This window comes from Microbispora sp. NPDC049125, assembly GCF_040802045.1.
Lineage (GTDB): Bacteria > Actinomycetota > Actinomycetes > Streptosporangiales > Streptosporangiaceae > Microbispora.
This window is the reverse complement of sequence record NZ_JBEZDW010000001.1, coordinates 389,000-412,854: the sequence shown is the minus strand read 5'-3', so window position 1 is coordinate 412,854 and position 23,855 is coordinate 389,000. Positions and strand designations below refer to the sequence as shown.

The 23,855-nt window shown below is 71.9% G+C and carries 16 protein-coding genes; 7 read left to right on the top strand and 9 right to left on the bottom strand.

Annotation, left to right across the window (positions count from 1 at the left end; all coding sequences use genetic code 11):
- The first annotated feature begins 19 nt into the window (after window positions 1–19).
- The 3 genes from AB0B72_RS01745 to AB0B72_RS01735 all read left to right on the top strand — a co-directional run bounded on the left by AB0B72_RS01745 (window position 20) and on the right by AB0B72_RS01735 (window position 5,640).
- Window positions 20–1,006: a hypothetical protein gene (locus AB0B72_RS01745; protein WP_367736338.1), complete on the top strand. Its 987-nt coding sequence runs from the start codon at window positions 20–22 to the stop codon at window positions 1,004–1,006.
- A gap of 67 nt (window positions 1,007–1,073) precedes the next feature.
- A complete protein-coding gene (locus AB0B72_RS01740; RefSeq protein WP_367736336.1) occupies window positions 1,074–1,796 on the top strand; it encodes an HAD family hydrolase in 723 nt (240 codons plus the stop codon).
- Between the two features lie 232 nt (window positions 1,797–2,028).
- Entirely contained in the window at window positions 2,029–5,640 is a 3,612-nt protein-coding gene (locus AB0B72_RS01735; protein ID WP_367736335.1) for a protein kinase, read from the top strand.
- Window positions 5,641–5,689: 49 nt separating this feature from the next.
- Here AB0B72_RS01735 and AB0B72_RS01730 read toward each other — a convergent pair whose 3' ends face one another.
- From AB0B72_RS01730 to AB0B72_RS01710, 5 genes are read right to left on the bottom strand one after another with little or no spacing between them, the layout of a single operon-like run.
- On the bottom strand, window positions 5,690–7,276 hold the full coding sequence (locus tag AB0B72_RS01730) for an acyl-CoA synthetase (protein WP_367736334.1): 1,587 nt from the start codon (window positions 7,274–7,276) through the stop codon (window positions 5,690–5,692).
- Window positions 7,277–7,295: 19 nt separating this feature from the next.
- Window positions 7,296–8,444 carry a thiolase domain-containing protein gene (locus tag AB0B72_RS01725; protein WP_367736333.1) on the bottom strand — a complete coding sequence of 383 codons (1,149 nt, stop codon included), beginning with the start codon at window positions 8,442–8,444 and terminating at the stop codon, window positions 7,296–7,298.
- A gap of 2 nt (window positions 8,445–8,446) precedes the next feature.
- On the bottom strand, window positions 8,447–9,466 hold the full coding sequence (locus tag AB0B72_RS01720; RefSeq protein WP_367736332.1) for a lipid-transfer protein: 1,020 nt from the start codon (window positions 9,464–9,466) through the stop codon (window positions 8,447–8,449).
- Complete coding sequence (locus AB0B72_RS01715) at window positions 9,466–10,473, bottom strand: Zn-ribbon domain-containing OB-fold protein (protein ID WP_367736331.1); 1,008 nt, start codon at window positions 10,471–10,473, stop codon at window positions 9,466–9,468. Before AB0B72_RS01715 ends, AB0B72_RS01720 begins: the two co-directional genes overlap by 1 nt.
- On the bottom strand, window positions 10,463–12,046 hold the full coding sequence (locus AB0B72_RS01710; protein WP_367736330.1) for an acyl-CoA synthetase: 1,584 nt from the start codon (window positions 12,044–12,046) through the stop codon (window positions 10,463–10,465). The genes AB0B72_RS01715 and AB0B72_RS01710 overlap by 11 nt, the downstream gene beginning before the upstream one ends.
- Window positions 12,047–12,364: 318 nt before the next feature.
- On the opposite strand from AB0B72_RS01710, the gene AB0B72_RS01705 reads away from it, so the two are divergent.
- A complete protein-coding gene (locus AB0B72_RS01705; protein ID WP_367736329.1) occupies window positions 12,365–13,180 on the top strand; it encodes a crotonase/enoyl-CoA hydratase family protein in 816 nt (271 codons plus the stop codon).
- Between the two features lie 27 nt (window positions 13,181–13,207).
- On the opposite strand, the gene AB0B72_RS01700 is transcribed toward AB0B72_RS01705, so the two are convergent.
- Together AB0B72_RS01700 and AB0B72_RS01695 are read right to left on the bottom strand one after the other, a co-directional pair.
- Window positions 13,208–14,398: a damage-control phosphatase ARMT1 family protein gene (locus AB0B72_RS01700; RefSeq protein WP_367736328.1), complete on the bottom strand. Its 1,191-nt coding sequence runs from the start codon at window positions 14,396–14,398 to the stop codon at window positions 13,208–13,210.
- An 87-nt stretch (window positions 14,399–14,485) separates the two neighbouring features.
- Window positions 14,486–15,598: an NAD(P)H-dependent flavin oxidoreductase gene (locus AB0B72_RS01695; RefSeq protein WP_367736327.1), complete on the bottom strand. Its 1,113-nt coding sequence runs from the start codon at window positions 15,596–15,598 to the stop codon at window positions 14,486–14,488.
- 211 nt (window positions 15,599–15,809) lie between these two features.
- Here AB0B72_RS01695 and AB0B72_RS01690 point away from each other — a divergent pair, with 211 nt between their 5' ends.
- From AB0B72_RS01690 to AB0B72_RS01680, 3 genes are all read left to right on the top strand, one after another.
- Complete coding sequence (locus tag AB0B72_RS01690) at window positions 15,810–16,769, top strand: LysR substrate-binding domain-containing protein (RefSeq protein ID WP_367736326.1); 960 nt, start codon at window positions 15,810–15,812, stop codon at window positions 16,767–16,769.
- Window positions 16,770–16,856: 87 nt separating this feature from the next.
- Window positions 16,857–18,353, top strand: a complete 1,497-nt coding sequence (locus AB0B72_RS01685) for an alpha-lytic protease prodomain-containing protein (protein ID WP_367736325.1) — start codon at window positions 16,857–16,859, stop codon at window positions 18,351–18,353.
- Window positions 18,354–18,535: 182 nt separating this feature from the next.
- Window positions 18,536–19,699, top strand: a complete 1,164-nt coding sequence (locus AB0B72_RS01680; protein ID WP_367736324.1) for a S1 family peptidase — start codon at window positions 18,536–18,538, stop codon at window positions 19,697–19,699.
- 76 nt (window positions 19,700–19,775) lie between these two features.
- On the opposite strand, the gene AB0B72_RS01675 is transcribed toward AB0B72_RS01680, so the two are convergent.
- Both AB0B72_RS01675 and AB0B72_RS01670 read right to left on the bottom strand, forming a co-directional pair.
- Window positions 19,776–21,422, bottom strand: a complete 1,647-nt coding sequence (locus AB0B72_RS01675; protein WP_367736323.1) for an immunoglobulin-like domain-containing protein — start codon at window positions 21,420–21,422, stop codon at window positions 19,776–19,778.
- A 57-nt stretch (window positions 21,423–21,479) separates the two neighbouring features.
- On the bottom strand, window positions 21,480–23,849 hold the full coding sequence (locus tag AB0B72_RS01670; protein ID WP_367736322.1) for a family 43 glycosylhydrolase: 2,370 nt from the start codon (window positions 23,847–23,849) through the stop codon (window positions 21,480–21,482).
- Window positions 23,850–23,855 lie beyond the last annotated feature (6 nt).

Sequence of the window (23,855 nt, the reverse complement as noted above, 5' to 3'; positions counted from 1 at the left end):
GAACGTAGAAAGGGACCGTATGCGCACCAAGGGCATCAACTACGACACCGGCTTCTTCCCCGGCGGCTACAACACCCGGGTCACGTTCGACCCCGAGACGGTCCGGCGGGAGATGCTGACCATCGCGAACGACCTGCACTGCACCGCCGTGCGCATCACCGGCGGGGATCCCGAGCGCCTGAGCGTGGCGGCCCGGCACGCGGCCGACGCGGGCCTGGAGGTCTGGTTCGCGCCCTTCCCCTGCGAGATGACGCTGGAGGAGCTCGCGCCGCTCTTCGCCGACTGCGCAGAAAGGGCCGAGGCCGTACGGCGTGGCGGGGCCGAGGTGGTGCTGGTCACCGGCTGCGAGATGAGCCTGTTCAGCGCGGGTTTCATCCCGGGCGGGAGCGTCTACGAGCGCATCGCCGCGCTCGGCTCCGGCGACCACGAGGTGTACGCCGGGCTCGCCGAGATGCCGGCCCGGATGAACGCCTTCCTCGCCGAGACCGTCGAGGCCGCCCGCAAGGTGTTCGGCGGGCGGATCACCTATGCCTCGGGCGAGTGGGAGGACGTCGACTGGGGCCCGTTCGACATCGTCTCCGTGGACGCGTACCGCGACGCGGACAACGCGGCCACCTACCGGGAGGGGCTGCGGTCCCGGAAGGGGCTCGGCAAGCCGGTCGCGGTCACCGAGTTCGGCACGTGCGCCTACGCAGGGGCGGGCGCACGGGGCGGCATGGCGTGGGCGATCCTCGACTGGACCGCGGAGCCGCCCCAGCTCGACGGCGACTACGTCCGCGACGAGGGAGAGCAGGTGCGCTACCTCCAGGAGTCGCTCGCGGTGTTCGAGGACGAGGGCGTCGACGCCGCCTTCTGGTTCACCTTCGCCGGATACGGCACGCCGTACCACCCCGATGACCCCCGGCTGGACCTCGACATGGCGTCGTACGGCGTCGTGCGGATCCTCGGCGACGGCGGCCAGGAGCCCAAGGAGGTCTTCCACGCCCTCGCGGCGGCGTACGCGTAGACCGCGCTCGCGCAGAAGGCCCACGGCCCGTGGCAGCCCGTCTCACCGAGGCTGGCACAGTGGACGGGTGACGATCCGCGGAGTGCTGTTCGACATCGACGACACGATCTTCGACTACTCGGCCTCGGAGGAGACCGGGCTGATCGGCCATCTGACGGCCGAGGGGCTCCTGGAGCTGTTCCCGTCGGCCGCCGACGCGGTGGAGGTCTGGCGGCAGATCATGGAGGAGGAGTACGCCCGGTGCCTCGCCGGGGAGCTGACCTTCGCCGAGCAGCAGCTCGTCCGGACGAGGCGGTTCCTGGCGCACGCCGGGCGCCTTCCCGCCTCGGGCCTGACCGACGACGAGGCGGCCCTCTGGTTCGGACGTTATGTGGAGTTCCGGGAGGCCGCCTGGGCGGCGTTCCCCGACGCCGACGCCGTTCTCCGGAAGCTCGCGCCGGCCTTCAAGCTTGGCGTCGTGTCCAACTCGTCGCTCGCCCACCAGCGGCGAAAGCTCCAGATGGTCGGCCTGCTCGGCCACTTCGGCGACGCCGTCGTGTGCTCGATCGAGCACGGCGCGGCCAAGCCCGACCCCGCCATCTTCCATGCCGGCTGCGACCTGCTCGGGCTGCCGCCCCATCAGGTCGCGTACGTCGGCGACCGGTACGACGTGGACGCCTTGGGAGCCCGCGCGGCGGGCCTTCGCCCGTACTGGCTGGACCGGGCCGCCACCGCGACGACGCCCCTCGGCGGCGTCACCGTCATCCGGTCCCTCGACGAGCTGGCGCTCGACCTGCTGCGGCAGACGTGACATGAACCGTTGCACGCCGGCCGCATGAGGAGGCTGGCGGCATGGAGAGCAGGCAGGGGCGCACCGTCATCGGACAGGCCGTTCACGTGCGGCATGGGCCTGGTCGAGGGCCGCGCGCGACGAGATGTCGTGTACGTGACGACCGGTGACTCGGCTCCCCGGCGCTTGACGCCGTAGAACCCCCGCCGGGTTGCCCGCATCTAAGAGGTGTCGAGAGACGAGGATGTGGGACATGGCGTTGGCCGCACCATTGCTGCCGGAGGATCCGGAGCGGCTGGGCGACTACTGGCTGGCGGGCCGGCTCGGGGCGGGCGGCCAGGGGGTCGTGTACGAGGCGTACGACTCCACGGGCCACCGGGTCGCGGTCAAGGTGCTGCACGGAGAGGCGGCCCGCGACCGGGAGCTGCGCGGCCGGTTCGGGCGGGAGGCGACGGCGGCGCGGCGGGTGGCGTCGTTCTGCACGGCACGGGTCATCGACGCACGGCTGGACGGCGATCAGCCGTACATCGTGAGCGAGTACGTGGAGGGGCCGAGCCTGCGCCGCGCCGTACGTCAGGAGGAGCGCCGGTTCGACGGGGACGACCTGCACCGGCTGGCCACCGGCGTGGCCACCGCGCTGGCCGCGATCCACGACGCGGGCGTGATCCACCGGGATCTGAAGCCGGACAACGTCCTGCTCGGGCCGGACGGGCCGCGGGTCATCGACTTCGGTATCGCCCGCACGCTGGAGATGTCGCTGACCGCGAGCGGGCTGGTCACCGGCACGCCCACCTACATGGCGCCCGAGGTGTTCACCGGGCAGCGGGCCGGCACCGCGGCCGACGTCTTCGCCTGGGGCGCCACGATGGTGTTCGCCGCCACGGGGAAAGACCCGTTCGACGCGGAGAGCCTCGGTGGCGTCATGCACCAGGTCCTTTCCGCCGACCCCGACCTGACCATGCTCGCCGGGTCACTGCGTCCGCTGGTGGCCGCCGCGCTGCACAAGGAGGCGGCGGCGCGCCCGTCGGCGCGCGACCTCCTCATGGCCCTGGTCAGCGGATTCCGCGGCTTCCAGGGAGATCTGCTCGCGCTGGGCAGCGCCGAGGCCGGTCTGCTGGGCCGGGCCGACGACGGGGTGCCCGGCCTCGGCGTGGTCGCCGAGGAGGTGTACGGCGGGCTCGGCCCGGCCCAGCAGGCCGTCGTCCCCGACGTGCTGCTGCGCATGATCGCGGTCGACGAGCACGGAGACGAGAACACCCGCCGGGTCCGCCGCGAGGAACTGCTGGAGGGCCGCTCCCCGGAGGAGAGGGCCGCCGTCGAGCGGGTGCTCGCGGACCTGGCCCAGGCCGGCCTGCTGGCCGGTGCGGACGGCTCGATCACGCTCGCCCGGCCGGCCCTGCTGCGAGCCTGGCCCCGCCTGCGCGCCTGGGCGGACGAGGAGCATGATGGCCTGCGCGCCCACGTCGAGCTCGCCGCGGCCTCGTACCGCTGGCGCAGGGACGGCCGCAAGGACGCCGACCTGCTCCAGGGCGCCCGGCTCGACGCGGCACTGGGCTGGGCCGCGGGCGGCCGCCGCCACCTCGCTCTGAACGCCTGGGAGCGCGAGTATCTCGACGCCGGTTCCGCCCTGGTCAGAAGGCACGCCACCCGGCGACGACTGCTGACGCTGGTGCTGGCCGCGCTGCTCGTCGTATCGGTCGCCGGTGGCGGCCTGTCGGTGTACCAGGGCCGCCGCATCGCCGAGCAGCGCGACCAGGCGACCGGACAGCAGATCTCCGCGTTCGCGGGGACGATGCGCACGACCGATCCGGGCACGGCGATGCTGCTGACGGTCGCCGCGTGGCGCCTCGCTCCCGGTACCGACACCCGCTCCGCCCTGACGACCTCCCTCTACCAGCCGGAGATCGCCGCCTTCCACGATCCTCAGGCCACCGGCACCACGCGGCGCGCGCTCAGCCGCGACGGCCGCGTCCTGGCCGACGTCAGCGCCGACGGCGTCCGCCTCTACGACGTGCGCACCGGCAAGAGGAACGGCGGCTGGGCCCGTCCCGGGATCGGGGCGGACCAGTTCCTGCAGGATGTGGCCCTGAGCCCGACCGGCCGTTATCTGGCGGTGGCGCTCAGCGCGAAGGTGGTCGTGTGGGACACCCGCACCGGGAAGCGGAAGCGCGAGTACGACCCTTATGCGGACGACCCGTCGAAGCCCGAGGACCGCCGGTCGGTCGTACCGTACGGCCTGGAGTTCGGCGACGACGACTCGACCCTCATAGTGCACGAGAATCAGGGCCTGTTCCTCTGGAACGTCGGCAGCGGCCGTTTCCACGGCCACGAGAAGTGGGGTCTCGGCCACGGAGCCGTCGCGTCCTCGGGGCGGCTCGCCGCGACGGTCGCGGAGGGCGCCGAGCCGGGAATCCACGTCTGGCGGCTCCCCGGCGGGACCGAGGACACCCGCTTCCGCACGTCCTGCCCGGGCACCCCGGTCTTCCTGGCTTTCAGCCCGGACGGCCGGACGCTGGCCTGCCGGGGCGACAGGGCGGTCACCCTCGTCGACATGGGGACGGCCCGCCGCGCCGGAGAGTGGAAGGCGGCGGGGCCGGTGAACCTGGACCTCACGACCAGGCCCGAGCTGCGGTACAGCCCGGACGGCCGGCTGCTGGCCTCGTTCGCCGACAACCGGATCCAGGTGTGGCGGGTGGCGGACCGCCACCTGGTGCTGGACTACCGGCTTGACGGCGCCGCGTCGGATGTCCGTTTCGACTCCGACGGGCATTCGCTGCGCTACCTCGCCGACCAATCGGTCGTCACCCTGGATCTCGGGCAGCGCCTCGCCGGCGGTGGGATTCCCGGCAGACCGAGCGTGGCGGCGCTCAGCCAGGACGGGCGCCTGCTGGCGGTCCGGACGAGTGAGACGGGGCCGGTGCGGCTGTGGGACGTCCGCGGGCGCCGTTTCCTCGGGGAGCCCCTCCGGGGGTCGGAGCCCGCCTCCGACGCCGTCGGCTCCGATCCCCCGAAGTTCAGTCGCGACGGCCGCTTCCTGCTCACCCACGACGGCATGCGGGCGTACAAGGTGTGGGACGTCGCCACCCGCAGGGTGCTGCGCACGATCTCGGGGAAGGCCGGCTGGCACCTCGAATCGGCGGCGTTGAGCCCCGACGGCGGCACCCTCGTGGCCCAGATGTCACCGTTCGTGATCCGGTCGGCCAGTCAGGAGGACGAGCTGTGGATGGGGCTGTGGGACGTCCGCAGCGGCGAGGTGCGCAAGACCGTGCGCCTCACCTCGTCCCCCGGGGAGTACGTCTTCTCGCCGGACGGGCGTTACATCGCGGTCGGCTCCGATCTCGGCCGCTTCGTCGACGCCGCCTCGGCCAGGCCGGTCGGCGGAAGCTACGACCTGTCCTCGGAAGACGGCTACGGCTTCGGCGAACTGACGTTCGCGCCCGATGGGCGGATGCTGGCCATGGGCGATGGAATGGGCAGGATCGCGATCTGGAGCACCCGGGGCCCGACGCTGCGGCCGCCGGTCCTGCACGGCGCCCTTGAGCCGGTCGAGGCCGTCTCCTTCTCGCCGGACGCTCACGTGCTCGCCACCGGCGGAGGCGAAGGCGGCGTCCAGCTCTGGGACGTCGCCGCCGGACGCCGTCTCGGCCCCGCCGTCGACCTCTACGGAAGCGAGATCCTCAGCCTGGCGTTCAGCCGGGACGGCTCCGCGTTGTACGCCGCCGACGGGTCCGGGGGTGTGCACGAGTATCCGGTGGATCCGGGGCGGATCGCGCGCCAGGTGTGCGCGCGGGTGGGCCACACCCTTCGGGAGCGAGACTGGGAGAGGTACCTTTCCGGCCTTCCCTACCGCGACGTCTGCGCGTAGGGAGCGAAGGGGCCGCGGGCGAGGACCGGATCGCCTCGGCCCCCGCCGCTCAGGGGAACGCGGAGCCGGCGATCTCCTTGGCCCAGCGGTAGTCGGCCTTGCCCGCCGGGGAGCGGACCATCTCGTCCACGAACGCGTACGTCCGGGGGACCTTGTAGCCCGACAGCCGCGTCCGGCAGTGGGCGTCGAGCTCGGCCGGCGTCGGCGAGGCCCCCTCGTACGGCTGGACGACGGCGGCCACCCGGAAGCCCCACCGGTCGTCGGGCAGGCCGGTGACCACCGCGTCGAACACCGCGGGGTGCCCCTTGAGCACCGCCTCGACCTCCTCGGGGAAGACCTTCTCCCCGCCGGTGTTGATGCACTGGGAGCCGCGCCCGAACACCAGGATCGTGCCGTCCTCCTCGACCCTCGCCAGGTCGCCGGTGAGCAGCCACCGCGTGCCGTCGCCGTCGGAGACGAACGTGGCGTCGGTCTTGACGGGGTCGTTGTAGTAGCCGAACGCGATCCGCCCGGCCTTGGCGACCATGCCCATCTCACCGGAGCCCGGCTTGACGGGGGTGAGCGTCTCGTCCATGACGGCGATGGCGGCGCCGGCCTTGGGCTGGTACTTCAGGCCGGACTCGGGGGACGACCCGGACACGCCGGACGCGGTGTACCCCGACTCGGTCGAGCCGAAGTTGTCGAGGATCATCCTGTCCGGCAGCAGCTCCTCCAGCCGGGCGCGCACCGTGCCGGTGAGGATCGCCCCCGTCGAGCCCACCACGAACAGGGACGACAGGTCGTACGCCCTGCGGGCGATCTCCTCGGCGAGCGGGCGGGCCATGGCGTCGCCGGTGATCGTGAGCGAGACGACCCGCTCCCGCTCCACGGCCCGCAGCACGGCGGCCGGGTCGAACTTGCGGACGTACACCATCGTGCCGCCCATCCACCAGGCGATGAACGTGCCCATCTGGGCCGCGCCGTGCATGAGCGGGGCGGCCGTCATCATGATCATCGGCGTGGCGCCCCTGGCCTGTTCGATCACCGCCTCGGGCGTCGGCAGCGGGTCGCCGTACGGGTTGCCGCCGCCGAACGCCATGAACAGGTCCTCCGACCGCCACATGACGCCCTTCGGCATGCCGGTGGTCCCGCCGGTGTAGATGATGTAGACGTCGTCGCCGGACCGCGGCGGGAAGTCCCGCGCCGGGGACCCGTCCGCCACCGCCTCGCCGTACGGCACCGCGCCGGGGACGGCGGACTCCCCGCCCACCGCGATCAGGTGGCGCAGGGCGGGAGCCTCGGGGGCCGTGGCGCGGACCCGGTCGTCGAACTCCACGTCGTAGAGGAGGGCGACGATGTCGGAGTCGCGGTAGAGGTAGAGCAGCTCCGACTCGACGTACCGGTAGTTCACGTTGATCGGCACGGCGCGCAGCTTGAGCGCGGCGAGCAGCCCGGCGACGTGCTCAAGCCCGTTGCAGAGCTGGATGCCCACGTGCGTCCCCGGCCCCACGCCCTGGTCGCGCAGGTGGTGCGCCAGCCGGTTGGCCTGCGCGTCGAGCTCCGCGTAGGTCAGGCGGTCGTCACCGCACACGACCGCCACCCGGTCCCCGATCGCGTCCGCGAGCCCTTCGAACAGATCGGCGTGGTTGAACTCCATCCCGGCGGACCTCCCGCGATCAGGGTTTGCGGCTTCCGACGATCCACATGGCGAAGAACTGGGCGCCCCCGCCGTACGCGTGGCCGAGGGCGAGCCCCGCGCCGTCGACCTGGTGCTCCCCCGCCATGCCCCGGACCTGAAGGGCCGCCTCCGCGAAGCGGATCAGCCCCGACGCGCCGATGGGGTTCGACGAGAGCACCCCGCCCGAGGCGTTCCACGGGATGTCGCCGTCGAGGGCGGTGCATCCGGCCTCGGTCAGCTTCCAGCCCTCGCCCTCGCCCGCGAACCCGAGGTTCTCCAGCCACATCGGCTCGTACCAGGAGAACGGCACGTAGACCTCGGCCACGTCGATGTCCCTGCGCGGGTCGGAGACTCCGGCCTGGCGGTAGACGTCGGCGGCGCAGTCCTTGCCGGCCTGCGGGCTCACGGTGTCGCGCCCGGCCCGGAAGATCGGCTCGGAGCGCATGGCCGTCCCGTGGACCCAGGCCGGGGTGCCGGTCACCTTGTCCTCGGCGGCCAGCACCATCGCGCACGCGCCGTCCGACGACGGGCAGGTCTCCAGGTAGCGGATCGGCTCCCACAGCATGGGGGTCGACTCGACCATCTGCCGGCTGATCCCGGGGATGCGCAGGTGGGCGTACGGGTTCTTCAGCGCGTTCAGCCGGTCCTTGACCGCGACCAGCGTGCCGATGTGCTCGGGCGCGCCCGACCGCCGCATGTACTCCCGGATGTGCGGGGCGAAGTAGCCCCCGGCGCCGACGACCAGTGACGCGCTGAACGGCAGGTGCGTGGACAGGGCCCAGGTGGCGTTCGACTCCGACTGCTTCTCGAAGGCGACGACGAGCACCCGGCCGTGCACCCCCGCCTGGATGAGGGACGCGCCGACGAGCGCGGTGGAGCCGCCCACAGAACCCGCCGTGTGGACGCGCATCATCGGCTTGCCCGCCGAGCCCAGCGCGTCCGCCAGGTACGCCTCCGGCATCATCACGCCCTCGAACAGGTCGGGCGCCTTGCCGATGACGACCGCGTCGATGTCCTTGAACGTCAGCCCCGCGTCGTCCAGCGCACGCAGGGCGGCCTCCCTGACCAGCCCGGCGATGGACACGTCGCGCCGCTTCGTCTGGTATCTCGTCTGGCCGACGCCGATCACCGCGCAGCGGTTTCCCATGGTCAGGCCTCCAGTACGGCGACGAGGTTGTGCTGCAGGCAGGGGCCGGACGCGGCGTGGGCGACGGCGCGGGAGACGGCTCCGCCGAGGATCCGCCGCGCCGCCTCGCCGATCCTGATCAGCCCGGCGGCCATCATCGGGTTGGCCGCCAGCGGCCCGCCGGAGGGGTTGACGACCGTCCCGTCCGGCAGCCCGAGTGCTTCGCGCAGGATGAGCTCCTCATGGCTGAACTGGGCGTGCAGCTCCGCCACCTCGACCGGGCCCTTGCCCACCCCTGCCGCCCTGGCGGCGTCGGCGGCGGAGACCGAGCGGGACAGGTCGCGCATGCCGAGATAGTGCGGCTCGATCCGGTGCGCCATGCCGGTGACCCAGGCCGGCCGCTCCGCCAGCTCCCTGGCCAGGTCGCCCGCCGCCAGCACCACCGCCGCCGCGCCGTCGGTGACCGGCGCGACGTCGTACGGCCGCAGCGGCTCGACCTCCCACTCGTCCCCCGAAGGGTCGGGCAGGTCGAGGGCGTAGGCGTTGGCCCTGCCGGCGGCGCGGCTGCGCCGTACGACCTCGTCGAGGGCGGCACGGCTCGCGCCGAGCGCGCTCGCCTGCAGCGCGGCGAACGAGACCTGGTCGAGCCCGAGCGGCGCCAGATAGTACGGGTCGAGCTGGAGCGTCATGATCTCCCGGACGTCCGTCATCGACGACTTGCCGAAGCCGTAGACGAGGGCGGAGTCGACGTCGCCGTGCTGGAGCCTGACCCAGGCCTCGTACAGGGCGAAGGCGCCGTCCATCTCGACGTGGCTCTCGGTGATGGGCGGCCAGGCCCCGAGCGCGTCGAGCGCGGAGACGAACGAGAACGGCGCCCCGGCGAGGTAGTCGCACGAGCCCGAGCAGGTGAAGCCGAAGGAGCCGAGCCCGGACGCCCGCTTGACCTCCTCGATGACCGGGAGCAGCATCTCGGGCTCGCTGAGCCCGGCGTCGTGGCCGGTGTGCGTCGTCTGCGCGAAGGCGATGACGGCGACGTCGCGCATCAGGCCTCCCCGTCCGCGCCGGAGGACTCACCGGGCGGCCCCGCGGGCGGCACTGGGGACGGCACGCCGGGCCGCGTCGCGGGGGCCTCGCCGAGATCGGACAGGTCGTCGTCGGGCTCCCCCGTGGGGGCGAACCACCGGATGTTCGTCATCGACGCCGTCCGCTCCTCGGGGGGCACCCACACGGCCCGCACCCGCATGCCCTGCCGCACCTCGTGCGCCGGCACGCCGGCGACCAGCGCGATCATCGGGGTGTCCGCGCCGTCCAGCAGGATGTACGCCGAGACGAACGGCACCTCGGGGGCGCGCGGGTCGGGCAGGTTGTTGATGGCGAAGGTCGTGATCGTACCGGTGTCGGCCACCTCGACCTCGTCGGCGATGACCGAGCCGCAGGCGGGGCACGACAGCCGGTAGGGCACGTAGACCTTGTCGCACCGGGGGCACCGGCCGCCGAGGAGCACGCCGTCGCGCACGCCCTCAAGGAACCGGGCCAGCGCCCGCCCGGGTGTGACGCGATACTCCGCCCGCACCGGGGCGACCATCCTCGTCACCTCGGGGAGGAAGCACTCGATGTCGGTGATGTGCCCGGCGGGCTCGCTCCTCCAGCGAGGCCGGACGCGCAGGCCGGGCAGCATCGCCTTGGCGTTCCCCGCGTCGACCGCGTGGACCAGGGTCGTGTCCGCGCCGTCGAGCCGGATCAGGGCCCAGGCGAACGGCCGGTCGAGCGGATGGCCGGGGCGGGGGGCGCCCACCCAGGCCCACGCCTCGACGGTCCCGGCCGGCCCCACCTCGACGTACTCGCCGGTGACGGACTCCCCGGTGTCCGGGTCGTACTCCAGCGGGGGCACCAGCACCCGGCCGGCCGCGGTCCGGACCCCGACGAGGCGCCGGTCGCGCAGCTCGGTCAGGAAGCGTCCGATGACCGGCCCGGTCGTACGGGTGTAGCCGCCGGGGAACTCCAGGACGTGGACTGCCGTCAGCTCATCGGCCCGCCTCTCAGATGGCACGGTCCCTGCCCTCCCAGTAAGGGGCGCGGAGCTTGCGTTTGAGGAGCTTCCCGTTGGGCTCCCGCGGCATCTCCTCGATGAACTCGACGGACTTGGGCCACTTCATCCGGGACAGGCGGCCCTCCAGCGAGCCGAGGATCTCCTCGGCCAGCTCCGGCCCGGGGGTCGCTCCGGGCGCCGCCTCGACGATCGCCTTGATCTGCTCGCCCCACTCGTCGTCGGGAACGCCGAAGACGGCGACGTCGGCGACCTTCGGATGGATGAGCAGCTCGTTCTCGATCTCCGCCGGGTAGATGTTCGTCCCGCCGGAGATGATCATGTCGGCCTTGCGGTCGCAGAGGAACAGGAAGCCGTCCTCGTCGAGGTAGCCGATGTCGCCGACGGTGAAGAAGGCCGTGTCCCCTCCGGCCCCCGTCCGGGCCGGCGCCGAGAACCGGTTCGCGGCCGTCTTGTCCGGGTCGCCCTTGTACTCGAAGGCCAGGCCGGCCATCTTCATGTAGATGGTGCCGGGGGTGCCGGTGGGCACCTCCTGGAGGTCGTCGTCCACGATCAGCAGCTCGCTGATCGGCCAGGCCTTGCCGACGGTCCCCGGGTGCTTCTTCCAGTCCTCCGGGGTCGCGATGGTGCCGCCGCCCTCGGTGGCCGCGTAGTACTCGTAGACCACGTCGCCCCACCACTCCAGCATCTGCCGCTTGACCGGCACCGGGCAGGGCGCCGCCGCGTGGATCATCCACCTCAGCGACGACAGGTCGTACGCGCGCCGCACCTCCTCGGGGAGCGACAGCAGCCGCTTGAAGTGCGTGGGCACCATGTGGGAGCTGGTCACCCGGTGGCGCTCGCACAGGCGCAGGGCCTCTTCTGCGTCCCACCTGTCCATGTAGACGAGCGTGTGGCCCATGTGCAGCGAGGTCGCGCCGAACTGCGTCACCGCCGTGTGGTAGCTGGGCGAGGTGACCAGGTGCGCGTTCGGCCGTCCGGGTGTCACGCCGAAAAGCGTGAGCAGGAACGTCATGCGCTCGGCGGCGTCGTCGGGGTCCAGGCCGGTCAGCGGGCGGCGGACGCCCTTCGGCCTGCCGGTCGTGCCGGAGGTGTAGTGCATCGCCGCCCCGGCCGTACGGCCCTCGGGCATGCCGTCGCCATGGCCGGCGGTGAGCTCGGCCACCGGCCGGAAGCCGTCCACCGTCCCGAACGCGAAGCACCGGTCGGCGCCGATCCCCGACTCCTCCGCGCCCCTCGCGCCCTCGGCGGCGTACCGCTCGTGCACGAAGAACGCCTTGGCCTCGCTGTCGGACACGATGTAACCGATCTCCGGCCCGGTGAGGTGCCAGTTGACCGGCGTGTAGTACCAACCGGCCTGCATGGCGGCGAGGTAGAGGGTCAGCCCGTCGGCGCCGTTGGGGACCAGGCCGCAGACCGCGTCGCCGACCCGCAGGCCGAGGCCGCGCAGGCCGTGCACCAGCCGGTTGGCCCGGGCGAGCAGCTCCCCGGCGGTGTGCTCGGCGCCGCCCGGGTCGATCGCGGCGACCCAGCCGGGATCGGCCTGAGCGAGCCTCCAGAAACCGAGCGAGCCCATGTGCCTGCTCCTTGTCCGCGTCGCGCCTGAGGTCTTCGGCCGCCGGCGCCGCCCCAGCGCCCCACGGGTCCGGGCCCCCGGAGTGAAACACGCCGGAGCCGGGCTGGCAAGGGCTGGTGTTACGGGACGACACAGACGAGAATCGGTTCTAGTTCTTCGGGCAGACTAACTCTCACGACCTCAGCCAACAAGCGCTTGATATGCCTACTGCGCAGCAGTAGCCGCCATTCGGGGCCGTCATGCGAGATCGTCCCCAGAAGGGTGGAACGCGCTACCATTCGCCCGGATATCCGCTGTCCGACCTGGAGGGGGACGCCTGTGGAGCCGCTGCCGATCAGCACGCCACACTGCCGGATCGAGCGCGACGGGCACATCGTCACCGTCACGATGGACCGGCAGGAGGCCAGGAACGCGCTGTCGACGGACATGCTGGTGGGGCTGGCGGACGCCTGGCAGTACATCTCGGACGAGCCGGAGGTGCGGGTCGGCATCCTCACCGGGGCGGGCGGCACGTTCTGCGCGGGGGCCGACCTCAAGGCGATGGGCACGCCGTCCACCGACCCGCGTGTGCTCAAGCGCTCACAGGAGATCCCCGACTTCCACTGGAAGGGCCTGCTGCGCGACAGCGGCTCGCTGCCCACCAAGCCGATCGTCTGCGCCGTCGAGGGCTACGCCGTGGCGGGAGGCACCGAGCTGCTGGTCGGCACCGACCTGCGGGTGGTCGCGGAGAGCGCCACGCTCGGGCTGTTCGAGGCCAGGCGCGCGCTGTTCCCCATGGGCGGCAGCGCCGTACGGCTCCCGCGCCAGATCCCGTACGCGTTCGCGATGGACGTGCTGCTCACCGGCCGGTCGATCACCGCCACCGAGGCGCTGGCGATGGGCCTGGTCAACCGGGTCGTCCCGGACGGCCAGGCGCTCGACGCGGCCAGGGAGATCGCCGAGCGGGTGACGGAGTGCGGGCCGCTCGCGGTCCAGGCGATCCTGCGCACCTACCGCGAGACGCTGGGCATGCCGGAGGCGCAGGCCCTCCAGGTCTCCGACGGCATCGGCTGGCCGGTCATCGGCTCCGAGGACGCCAAGGAGGGCTCCCTGGCGTTCCGCGAGAAGCGGCCACCGGTCTACCGGGGCCACTGAGGCGACCCGGGCCACTGAGCGGAAGCGTCAGGGCCTGCCCTGGATCATGCCGTGGGTGCCCGTGGTCCGCCATGGGTCACCGGTCGCGTCCAGCGCCGCCAGGGCCGGGCTGGGGACGCCGACGAGGACGTCCGACTTCAACGTGCGCAGCGCGACGACCGGTCCGGGGAAGTAGGCGGTGACGTCGGCGAAGGGTGTCGTCCCCGGCCACATCAGGTCGCCGACGAGCCTGCGGTAGTTCAGGTCCCCCTTGGTGACGGTCAGGGAGGCCGAGGCGAACTCGGCACGCAGGTCGTCCGGCATGTCGCGGTACGGCAGCGGAGCGCAGGCGAACGGGTGGGCGCGCAGCGTGAGGCGCCCCGTCGCCATCGCGTCCCAGAGGCGGCCACCCGCCTCCCCCGCCCGCCCGGGCGCGGCGGCCAGCCGCCGCAGGCAGGCCACCACGTCCGCCGGCGTGGCGTCGGACACGAAGTACGGGTGCGGCTTCACGTGCAGCACCACCTCGCTCGCCAGCCCCTCGGCGAGGAGGTGGTCGGCGAGCAGGAGGTCGGGCAGCAGCTCCCGTCCCGCGTTGTCGCCGACGAGAACGACCTTCCCGGCGGCGCGGTCCCCTCCGGCGTCTCGGAGCAGTGACCACAGCAGCGCGCTGTCGTCCACGACCAGGGAGGCGACGCGGTCCCGCCCCGCCGGAGTGTCACTGAAGGCGAGGTCGGCGCGGTTGCCCCACAGCGAGCCGAGGAGAAGCGCCTCGGCACGCTCGTCCGGGGGCAGCTCGGCGGTCTGGTCGAGCGCCGCCAGCTCGCCGTCCACGATGTCGCCGCCGAGCTCGCCCTGCTTGAGGGGCCCGAACGGGTCGACCCCGCGCCACGGGCCGTCACCGAAGTAGCCGGTGGCCTCCAGGAGCTTGCGGTAGAAGTAGCTCTCGGCCCACAGGAACGGCACGTCGACCCAGCGGCGGCCGAGCTTGCCCCGCCCCCATTCCACCCAGACCGCGTGGTCGTGCGCCGACGGGTCGAGCGGCTCCATGACGTCGCGGACGACCTCGTCCAGGAGCCGGTCGAGCGCGCGGTGCCGGTCGGCGGTGTACGGCAGCGCCTCCCTGACCTGCTTGAGCAGGGCGGGATGCCGGTCCCTGAAGACTCCGAGGGCGTACGAGCCGGGAACGTTGCCCAAGATGGGCGGAGCGTCTGCGAGGGCGTCACCGGCGGCTCGGCTCATCCCGGGCATCCTCCCGTTATCGTGGGCCGTTCGCCACGTGAAGGGCCCTGGGGCCATCATGCCGGGTCGGCCCACGGGCCCGGGCGCTCAGTCCCCCGTGATGCGGTCGAGACGCTCCATGACCTCGACGTACTCCTCGATCATGTCGAAGACCACCTGCCTGGCCGGCTTCACGTGGTTCATCGTGCCGATGATCTGACCGGCCGGGAACGTGCTCAGCTCCGCCGCGTCCGAGTTGGCGATGCGCCGCAGGGCCGGGGAGATGAGCATGAACTGCAACGGCATCGGGAGCGTGCCGGGCGACTCCGCCGACTCCCACGCGTCGGTCCACTCGTTCCTGAGCAGGCGGGCCGGCTTGCCGGTCCAGCTCCGCGATCGGACGGTGTCCCGTGAGGTGGCCTGGAGGATCTTCCGCTTGGCGGCCTCCGGGGTGTCCGCCTCCTCGACGGTGAGCCAGATCGAGCCGGTCCACACGCCCTCGGCGCCCAGGGCCATCCCGGCGGCCATCTGGCGGCCGCTCCCGATCCCGCCCGCCGCCAGCACCGGCACGTCCACGGCATCGACCACCTGCGGGATCAGCACCATCGTGGAGATCTCCCCGGTGTGGCCGCCGGCCTCGGTGCCCTGCGCGACGACGACGTCCACCCCCACCTCGACCTGCTTGACGGCGTGGCGCGGCGTGGAGGCGAGGGCGGCGACCTTCACGCCCTTGGCGTGCGCGAGATCGACGACGTCGGCCGGAGGCGGGCCGAGGGCGTTCGCGAGCAGCGCGATCGGATGCTTCAGGGCCACCTCCACCTGTGGCCGGGCGGTCGCGTCCGTCCATCCGAGCAGCACCCTGCCGGGGTCGGAGCCGGTCAGCGGCGCCACCCCGTGCCGGGACAGCAGGCCCTCCACGAAGTCGCGGTGCGCCTGGGGGATCATCCCCTGCAGCCGGGCCACCAGATCGGCCGGGGAGTCGACCTCCAGATCCGCCCCCGCGTACGACGCGGGCATCACGACGTCGACGCCGTACGGCCGCCCGTCCACGTGGTCGTCGATCCACTTGAGCTCGATCTCGAGCTCCTCGGGGGTGAAGTACAGGGCGCCGAGCACCCCCATGCCGCCGGCCCGGCTGACAGCGGCGACGACGTCACGGCAGTGGCTGAAGGCGAAGATCGGGAACTCGATACCGAACATGTCGGTGACACGTGTCCGCATGCCCCGACTGTACGGCGGACCCCACTCAAACTGCAACGTGTTCTACCTAGGCCGTTCAAGCGAGGACGAGCCCGCCGAATGGAACGCGTTTCATAGCAGCTCGCGGAACCCCGCGCCCGTGACCTGCCGAATGGTAATAACCACGAGTTACAGTCAAATTTCATGACAAGACGGGATTGCAGGCATACCAGGGCGGCCGTACGTTCCCGATATGGATCTGGAGATGCGTCACCTCAGGATCGTGAACGCGGTCGCCGAGGCCGGAAGCGTCACCAAGGCGGCCACCCGCCTGGGCCTGCCTCAGCCGTCGCTCACCGCACAGCTCAAACGCATCGAGCGGTCCCTGGGCGGCCCTCTGTTCGAGCGTGACCGCAACGGCGCCCGTCCCACGCCCCTCGGGGAGATGGTGCTGTCCCGGGCCCGGGTGCTGCTGCCCGCCGTCCGGGACCTCCAGGAGGACGCGGTGCGCTTCGCCAACGCGTCCGTGGAGCTGACCGGCTACCGGCTCGGCGCCACCCACGGGCCCATCCTCGGCGGGCTGGTCGAGCGCCTCACCGCCGCGCAGCCCGGAACCCCTGTGACCACCCGCACCTCCTGGTCGTCCCGCGAGCTGACCGCGCTGGTGGCGGCCGGCCGGCTCGACTACGCGCTGGTCGGCGCCTGCGGCGACAGCCCGCCGCCCGCGGGCGACGCGATGAGCTGGAGCACGGTCGGCACCGACCCGGTGTTCGCGCTGCTCGGCGAGGAGCATCCGCTCGCCGGGGAGAGCGAGCTTGAGCTCTCCCAGCTCGCGGACGAGTGCTGGGCCCTCACCCCGGGGGACGGCTGCTTCTCCGACTGCTTCGCCGCCTCCTGCTCGCGGGCCGGGTTCGTCCCGACGTCCATCTACGAGACCGACGTGGCCACCTGCCTGCACCTGGTCAGGGTGGGCAGGGCCGTCGCGCTCTGCCAGGCGACGTTCCAGCTCACGTCCGGGCTGGTGATGATGCCGCTGGCCGGGGCGCCCCTCCGGTGGAGGCATCTGCTCGGCTGGCACGGCGACTCCGTGGCCTCCCGGCTCGCACCGGTGGTGGCGGCGTACGCCCGCGCGGCCTACGCCGACGCGATCGGGCGCAGCGCCCGCTACTCGGAATGGCTGACCACTAATCCCCAATACGGCACTGTTGCATAACAGGAGGCCACTGACTTCTATATGTGACTGCATAGAGTAATCACTCGGTTACGATTGGGACATGTCCCGACCCCCGAGGAGGACTCCATGTCTCACACGACCCCCACCATCACCTGCGTCGCGCTGCTCGTCACCACACTCGCCATGACCGCCGTCCCCGCCCGTGCGGGCCCGACGCCGGACGCGGTCCCGGCCGCCGCGCCGTCCACGCTCGTCATGAAGCCCCCGCCCGGCATGGTGGAGGCCATGCAGCGCGATCTCGGCATCACCGCCGCCCAGGCCCGGCGCCGCCTCGCCAACGAGGCCCGGGCGAGCGCCGTGGAGGCGAGGCTCCGCGAACGGCTCGGCGGCGCCTTCGCCGGCACGTGGGTCACCGGGCCCACCTCCTCCACCGTCCTCGTCGCCACGACGGATCCCGCCAAGACCGACTCGATCTACGCGGAGTCCGCGCAGCCCCGGGTGGTCGTCCGAGCGCTCTCGGCGCTGGAGGCCGCGAAGAAGGCCCTGGACGCGGCCGTGGCTCCCGCCTCCACACCCGTGTGGTACATCGACGTGCGGACCAACAGCGTCGTCGTACGGTCGTCCGACCCGGCCGAGGCCCGGGCGTTCGTGGCGGCCAGCGGCGCGGACAAGACGGTGGTGCGCGTAGTGAGGTCGCAGGAGCGGCCCAGGACCCTGTACGACCTGCGCGGCGGCGACGCCTACTACATCGACCGCGCGGCCCGCTGCTCGGTCGGATTCGCGGTGACGAGGGGAAGCACGAACGGCTTCGTCAGCGCCGGCCACTGCGGCGTCGCCGGGGCCGGCACCACCGGCTTCAACCGTGTCGCGCAGGGGACCTTCCAGGCCTCGTCCTTCCCCGGCAACGACTTCTCGTGGGTCGCGGTCAACAGCGACTGGACGCCACGGCCCTGGGTGAACAACGGCGGCGGCGGCGACGTGGTCGTCAGCGGGGCCGCATCGGCCGTCGAAGGCGCGTCGGTCTGCCGGTCCGGCTCGACTTCGGGCTGGCACTGCGGAACGGTCCAGCAACGCGGTACGAGCGTCGCCTACGCCGAAGGCACCGTGAACGAGGTGACCCGCACCAGCGTCTGCGCCGAGCCGGGCGACTCCGGCGGCCCGTTCATCTCCGGCGCCCAGGCCCAGGGAGTGACCTCCGGCGGCTCCGGCAACTGCACCGCCGGCGGCACGACCTACTTCCAGCCGGTCAGCGAGATCCTGTCGACGTACGGGCTCACGCTGACGACCTCGGGGGGCACCCCGCCGCCCAACGGCTGCACCGGCTACCAGCAGACGCGCGCCGGCAGCCTGATCAGCGGGCAGAGCGCCTACCAGCCGGACGGCACCTACTACCAGTCGACCGCCGCCGGCGTCCACAGGGCCTGCCTTGACGCCTCCGACGGCACCGACTTCGACCTCTACCTGCAGAAATGGAACGGAACGAGCTGGGTGACCGTCGCCAGCAGCACCTCTCCCGGCCCCGACGAGGCGCTCACCTACTCCGGCACAGCCGGCTACTACTACTACCGCATCCACGCCTACTCCGGCACGGGCATCTACGCGTTCGCCTTCACCAAGCCGTAGCCCCGGCCCGCACACGCCGCCGTCCTCTCCCCGGAGGGCGGCGGCGTTCGCCTGCCCGCACGGCCGTCCGGTCGCCCGGCTCCCGTCCCTTCCATACCGCAGTGGTAGGGGCGAACTGATACATCCGCATGCGAGCACCTCCCGGTTACGGTGACGGCACCCCCCAACCAAGGAGAGCCCTCATGCTCGACAGACGCACGGTCATCGCCGGGTGCGCTCTGACCGTGACCGCCTTCGCCATGGCCGCCACCCCCGCCATGGCGGAGCCCGCCCCCGCCGCCGCCGGTGTCTCCGCGTCCTCCGCCGTCAAGCCTCCCCCCTCGCTGATCGAGGCCATGCAGCGCGACCTCGGCATCAGCGCCGCCGAGGCCGAGGCGCGCATCGCCAACGAGTCACGGGCCGCCGCGACCGAGACCGCCGTCCAGGCCAAGATCGGCGACAGCTTCGCCGGCTCCTGGGTCACCGGCCCGGCCTCCGCCACCCAGGTGGTCGCCACCACGGACGCCACCAAGGCGAGCGCCATCCTCACCGCCGGCGCCCAGCCCACCATCGTCGGCCGCTCGCTCTCGGCTCTCACCGCCGCCAAGGAGGCGCTCGACAAGGCCGCGGCGAGCGCTCCGGCGTCCACCTCCGCGTGGTACGTCGACGTGCGGACCAACAGCGTCGTCGTGCAGTCCTCCCAGCCCGCCGAGGCCGAGGCGTTCGTCGCGGCCAGCGGAGCCGACAAGGCGGCCGTGCGCGTCGTGCAGTCGTCGGAGCAGCCGCGGACCTTCTACGACGTGCGCGGCGGCGACGCCTACTACATCGCCAACGCGGCCCGCTGCTCGGTCGGCTTCTCCGTTCGCCGCGGCAGCACGAACGGCTTCGTGAGCGCGGGCCACTGCGCCACGGTGGGCAGCAGCCTCACCGGCTACAACCGGGTCGCCATGGGAAGCTTCCAGGGCTACTCCTTCCCCGGCAACGACTACTCGTGGGCCGCGGTCAACAGCAACTGGACGCCCCGGCCGTGGGTCAGGGGCAGCAGCGGCAACGTGACCGTCTCCGGCTCCACCGTGGCCGTCGTCGGCGCGTCGATCTGCCGCTCCGGCTCCACCACCGGCTGGCACTGCGGCACGGTGCAGCAGCGCAACACCAGCGTGCGCTACTCGCAGGGCACGGTCTCCGAGGTGACCCGCACCAACGTCTGCGCCGAGCCCGGCGACTCCGGCGGGCCGTTCATCTCCGGCAGCCAGGCCCAGGGCGTCACGTCCGGCGGCTCGGGCAACTGCAGCTCCGGCGGGACGACCTACTTCCAGCCGGTCAACGAGATCCTCTCGGTCTACGGCCTCACCCTGGTCACCGGCTGAGCCCGATCCGAAAGGCGAGACGCCGCCGTCCCCGGCCGGGACGGCGGCGTACGCGTGTCCGCCACCGCGGACGGGTTCAGACGACCTCGACCTGGAACGATGCGGTCCTCGTCACATCGGCCACCGTGTACGACACGGTCACCGTCTGCCGCCCCGGGGTGGCCGGGTCGTACCCCGACACCAGGTAGCCGCCGTACCCCTCGGCCAGGACCTCGTCCTTCATGCCGTCGGTGTAGCCGGCCGTGACCACGAGGCCCGTCAGGTCGAGGGGCTCACCGGTCACGTAGACGGCCTTGGCCGGAGGCGTTCTCACCGCGACCGCCGACAGGTCCGCGCCGCGCAGGCAGGCGTGCTCGGCCTGAGTGAGCGCGAAGACGTTCCCGTGACGCATGACGCCGTTCGCCAGGTCGTAGTCCGGCTTCTCCCAGTCGACGGGGGTCCACTCCCCCGACGCGAGGTCCCTGCTCCAGTACGGATGAAGCTGCTCCTCCATGGGCTCCCCCGCCGGTGAGCCGGCCCACTTCTGGTCCGCCCACAGGTAGTACCCCTCTCCCCGCGCGTCGCCCGGGTTCGCCTTGACGACCATCGGCGCCTCGGCGTAGGTCGTGTCCATCGTCTCGTGCGTGATGCAGCCCTTGACCAGGGTCCACTCACCGGCCGGCGCCAGCACCGACACGGCCCGCTCCTGATAGATGTCCTCCGAGCCGCACCCGGGGACGTACTTGGTCGTCCCGGCGCCGGTGGACGTGCGGTCGGTGACGAACCGGTGGTAGGACCCGTCCTCGTCGTCCTTGATGATGACCGCGTCGAGCGTCCCGTGGCCGGGCCTGCCGCTCATCACCCGCGCCGGCGTGAACGTCACGAAGTCCCGCGTCGTGGTGTAGAGCGTCTGGTTCCGCGTGAGCGGGAAGCGGCGCTTCGGATCGTTGCGGTCAGTCGTGTAGTACGTCCCGGGCGCGTACATCGAGGAGGTCCAGTAGACCACGTACGCCCCGATCGACTCGTCCCAGATGGCCTCCGGGGCGAACGCCATGCCCGCCTCGTCCGGAGCCACCCGCACGTGCCTCTGCTCCGACCAGGTCCGCAGGTCGGTGGACTCCCAGACCTCGATGTGGCGGCTGGCGTCGCTCTGGGCCCAGTCCCAGCCCCGCCACCCGTACGCCGTGCCGTCGACGTTCAGATCGGTGGCGACGAGGTAGAACCTGTCTCCCTCCGGCGATCGGACGATGGACGGGTCGCGCACGGCGTGCATGCCCTTGGTGGACCGGAGGACGACGTGCCCGTCGTTGACGGCCACCCAGCGGGTCGGGTCGTCGCCGACGCTGGAGGCCATGTAGATCTGCTGCCCCGCCTGGCTGTTGGACCTGGCGAAGTTCGCCATGCCGTACCGCGAGAACGGGGCGAGCTTCACGGCGGGCCGCACGGTCAGCTCGAAGTCACGGCGCGCCTCGGCGGAGTCGACGCTGACGCGCGCCGTCAAGGTCACCTTCACCGGGTCCGCCCCCACCGGCGGGCGCGTCACCGCACCCGCCGCGATGGCGCCGTCCGCCGTGTCGGAGACGATGTCCGGGTTCGACGACGTCCACTTCACCACCGCGTCCGGCGCCGCCGCCACCGTCGTCGGCAGCGTCACGTTCCCCCGCACGTCGCCGGCATCGGGGATCACGATTCCCGCCAGCGCCTGCTCCGCCGGCCCGCCCGCAGCAGCCTCGGCACGTGCCACCTGTCAACCTCCCGGCTGGTGGGGGCGGCCCGTCGCACCGGGCCGCCCCGTTGATCATCAGCAGGTGCGGGCGCCGTACCCGGCGTCCAGCGACACCGACATCGGCTCGCCGTCCACCGTCGCGGTCCCCTTCACGGTCACCGTGCCGGCGTCGATCTGCCCGGCCCGGGTGTTGAAGGACTGGTAGGCCTGCTTGCCCGGGGCCACGCCGGCCACGGTCTTGGAACCGTACGGGGTGGTGATCGTCACCGTCGCCGGCACGTCGAAGTCGTTGACGGCCGTGACCGCCAGGTACACCGAGGTGCCGATGCAGCGCGTGGAGGCGGTGACGGTCAGCTTGGCCTGCGCGTCGAAGGCCCAGGAGTCGACCTCGAACAGGTCCGCGCCAGCCGGGCCGGCGTAGGTGAAGTACACGTCGTGTACGCCCTTGACGCCGTCGAGCTTGGCGGACAGCTTCGTCCACTGGCCGAGCGGAGCATCGACGGGGATGGTCGCCACCACGGGCGAGTTGCGGCCGTCCAGACGGACCTCGATCTTTCCGCCGGCCGCGAGCGGGCGCACCTTGGCGGTGACGCCGGTGGCGCCGCCGTCGCCGAAGTCGACCTTCGCGAGCGACGTCCAGTCGCCGTTGTCGATGTCGTACAGCTCCAGGTTCGGCGCCTGCGGGCCGAACTCCTCCGACCCGCCGTCGATCTTCCTCGTGGCGATGCCCTGCTGCCAGGCGATCGTCTCGGCCTCGATCACCCGGTACGGGTCGAGGTCGCGGATCTGCTCGACGCCCTTGTAGTCGCCCTTCACCTCCTTGATCGTGCCGTCGCCGTTGAAGTCGAGCTTGGCGAGGTGCGGGCTGCGGAAGCCCTGGGTGGCGCCGCCCGTGATGCGGCTGTTGAGGGTCTGGGCGTGGTAGGTGAAGTAGTACTGCCCGCCGAGCTCGAACACCGACTGGTGGTTGTTGCCGCCGGCGCCGAAGTAGGTGCCGGGGTTGCGGAAGATGATGCCCTTGTACTTGTCGGGGGTCCAGGGGCCCATCGGGCTGTCGGCCATGAGGTAGGCGATCGCCCCGGTCGGCGGGCCGTTGGGGTCGATCGGGCCGCCGAACCCGAAGTTGGACGAGTACGAGTAGTAGTACTTGCCGTCGCGCTTGAACAGGTGGCCGGCCTCGAACACGAGCGGCGCGTCGATGACCTCCGCCGAGCCCTGTGTGCTGATCATGTCGTCGCCGAGCTTGATCACGCGCGTGGACTTCGGGTGGTTGGTGTTCTCGGCGCTGCGCGTCCCGTCGTCGCCGCCGCCACCGAAGACGAGGTAACCCTGGCCGTCGTCGTCGATGAAGACGCCGGGGTCGAAGAGCCAGTTCTTGCCGTTCGACGCGCCCGGCGTCGCGCTCGTGATGAGCAGGTTGCCGCGCTCGTCGCGCCACGGGCCGACCGGCGAGTCGCCGACGATGACGCCCGAGCCGCCGCCGCTGTTGGCGAAGTAGAGGAAGAACTTCTCCTTGCCGTCGACGACCTTGCTCTCCATGGCGGGGGCCCACGAGTTGGTCGCGTAGCGGGCGACCCCGCTCGGGCCCGCGACGGGGATCTCACCGTGGTCGACCCAGTTCATGAGGTCGTCGGACGAGATGACCGTGATCGTGTTGATGCTGGCGTACGTGTTCGTGGGAGAGATGCCGGTCGGGCCCGGCTTGTACTCCTGGGTGTCGTTGGTCATGTAGAGGTACACGCGGCCGTCGTGGACGAAGGCGTTGCCGTCCGCGCCGAACTTGTGCGAGATGAGCGGGTTGCCCTCGCCGGGGTTCTTGCCGAGCGCCTCGATGGTCGTCGACGGGACGAACTCCACCAGGGAGACGTCGTCGACCTTGAAGTCCATGAGGTGCGTGTCCGGGGCGGACGCGGGGTCCGACGTCCAGGGCGTCTCGAAGAAGAGCCTCGCGGTGGAGACGCTCTGCCCGGCGGGAATCGTGAACGTGCCCTGGATGAGCCCCCACTGCCCGCGCGCCACGGTCACCGTGCCGACGTTCGTGTACGTCGAGCCGCCGTAGTGCATGGTGGCGAAGAACTGCTTGGTCGCCGGGCTGCTGGGATTCTCGTACTTCACCCGAGCCGTGATCGCGTAGGTCTTACCGGCCTGCACCTTGCCGGACAGGTCCTGCATCGGGCCTGACCCGGTCGTCTTCCTGCCGGTGACGAGCACGGCGCTCGAACCGGCGTAGGCGTCGGTCGTCGGCGACAGCGTGGCGCCGTCGGACGCGTTCCCGTTGTTGGTGAACCAGCCGGTGAGGCCGTCCTCGAACCCGCCGTTCACGATGGCGTTCTGACCGGCGGCCTGGGCCGGCCCCGTCGTGGCGGCGACCGCCGTGGCCAGCAGAGCGCCGGCCACCGCCGCGGCGGCGACCCGTCGCAGGGCCGCCTTTCGAACACGCTTCAACACGAA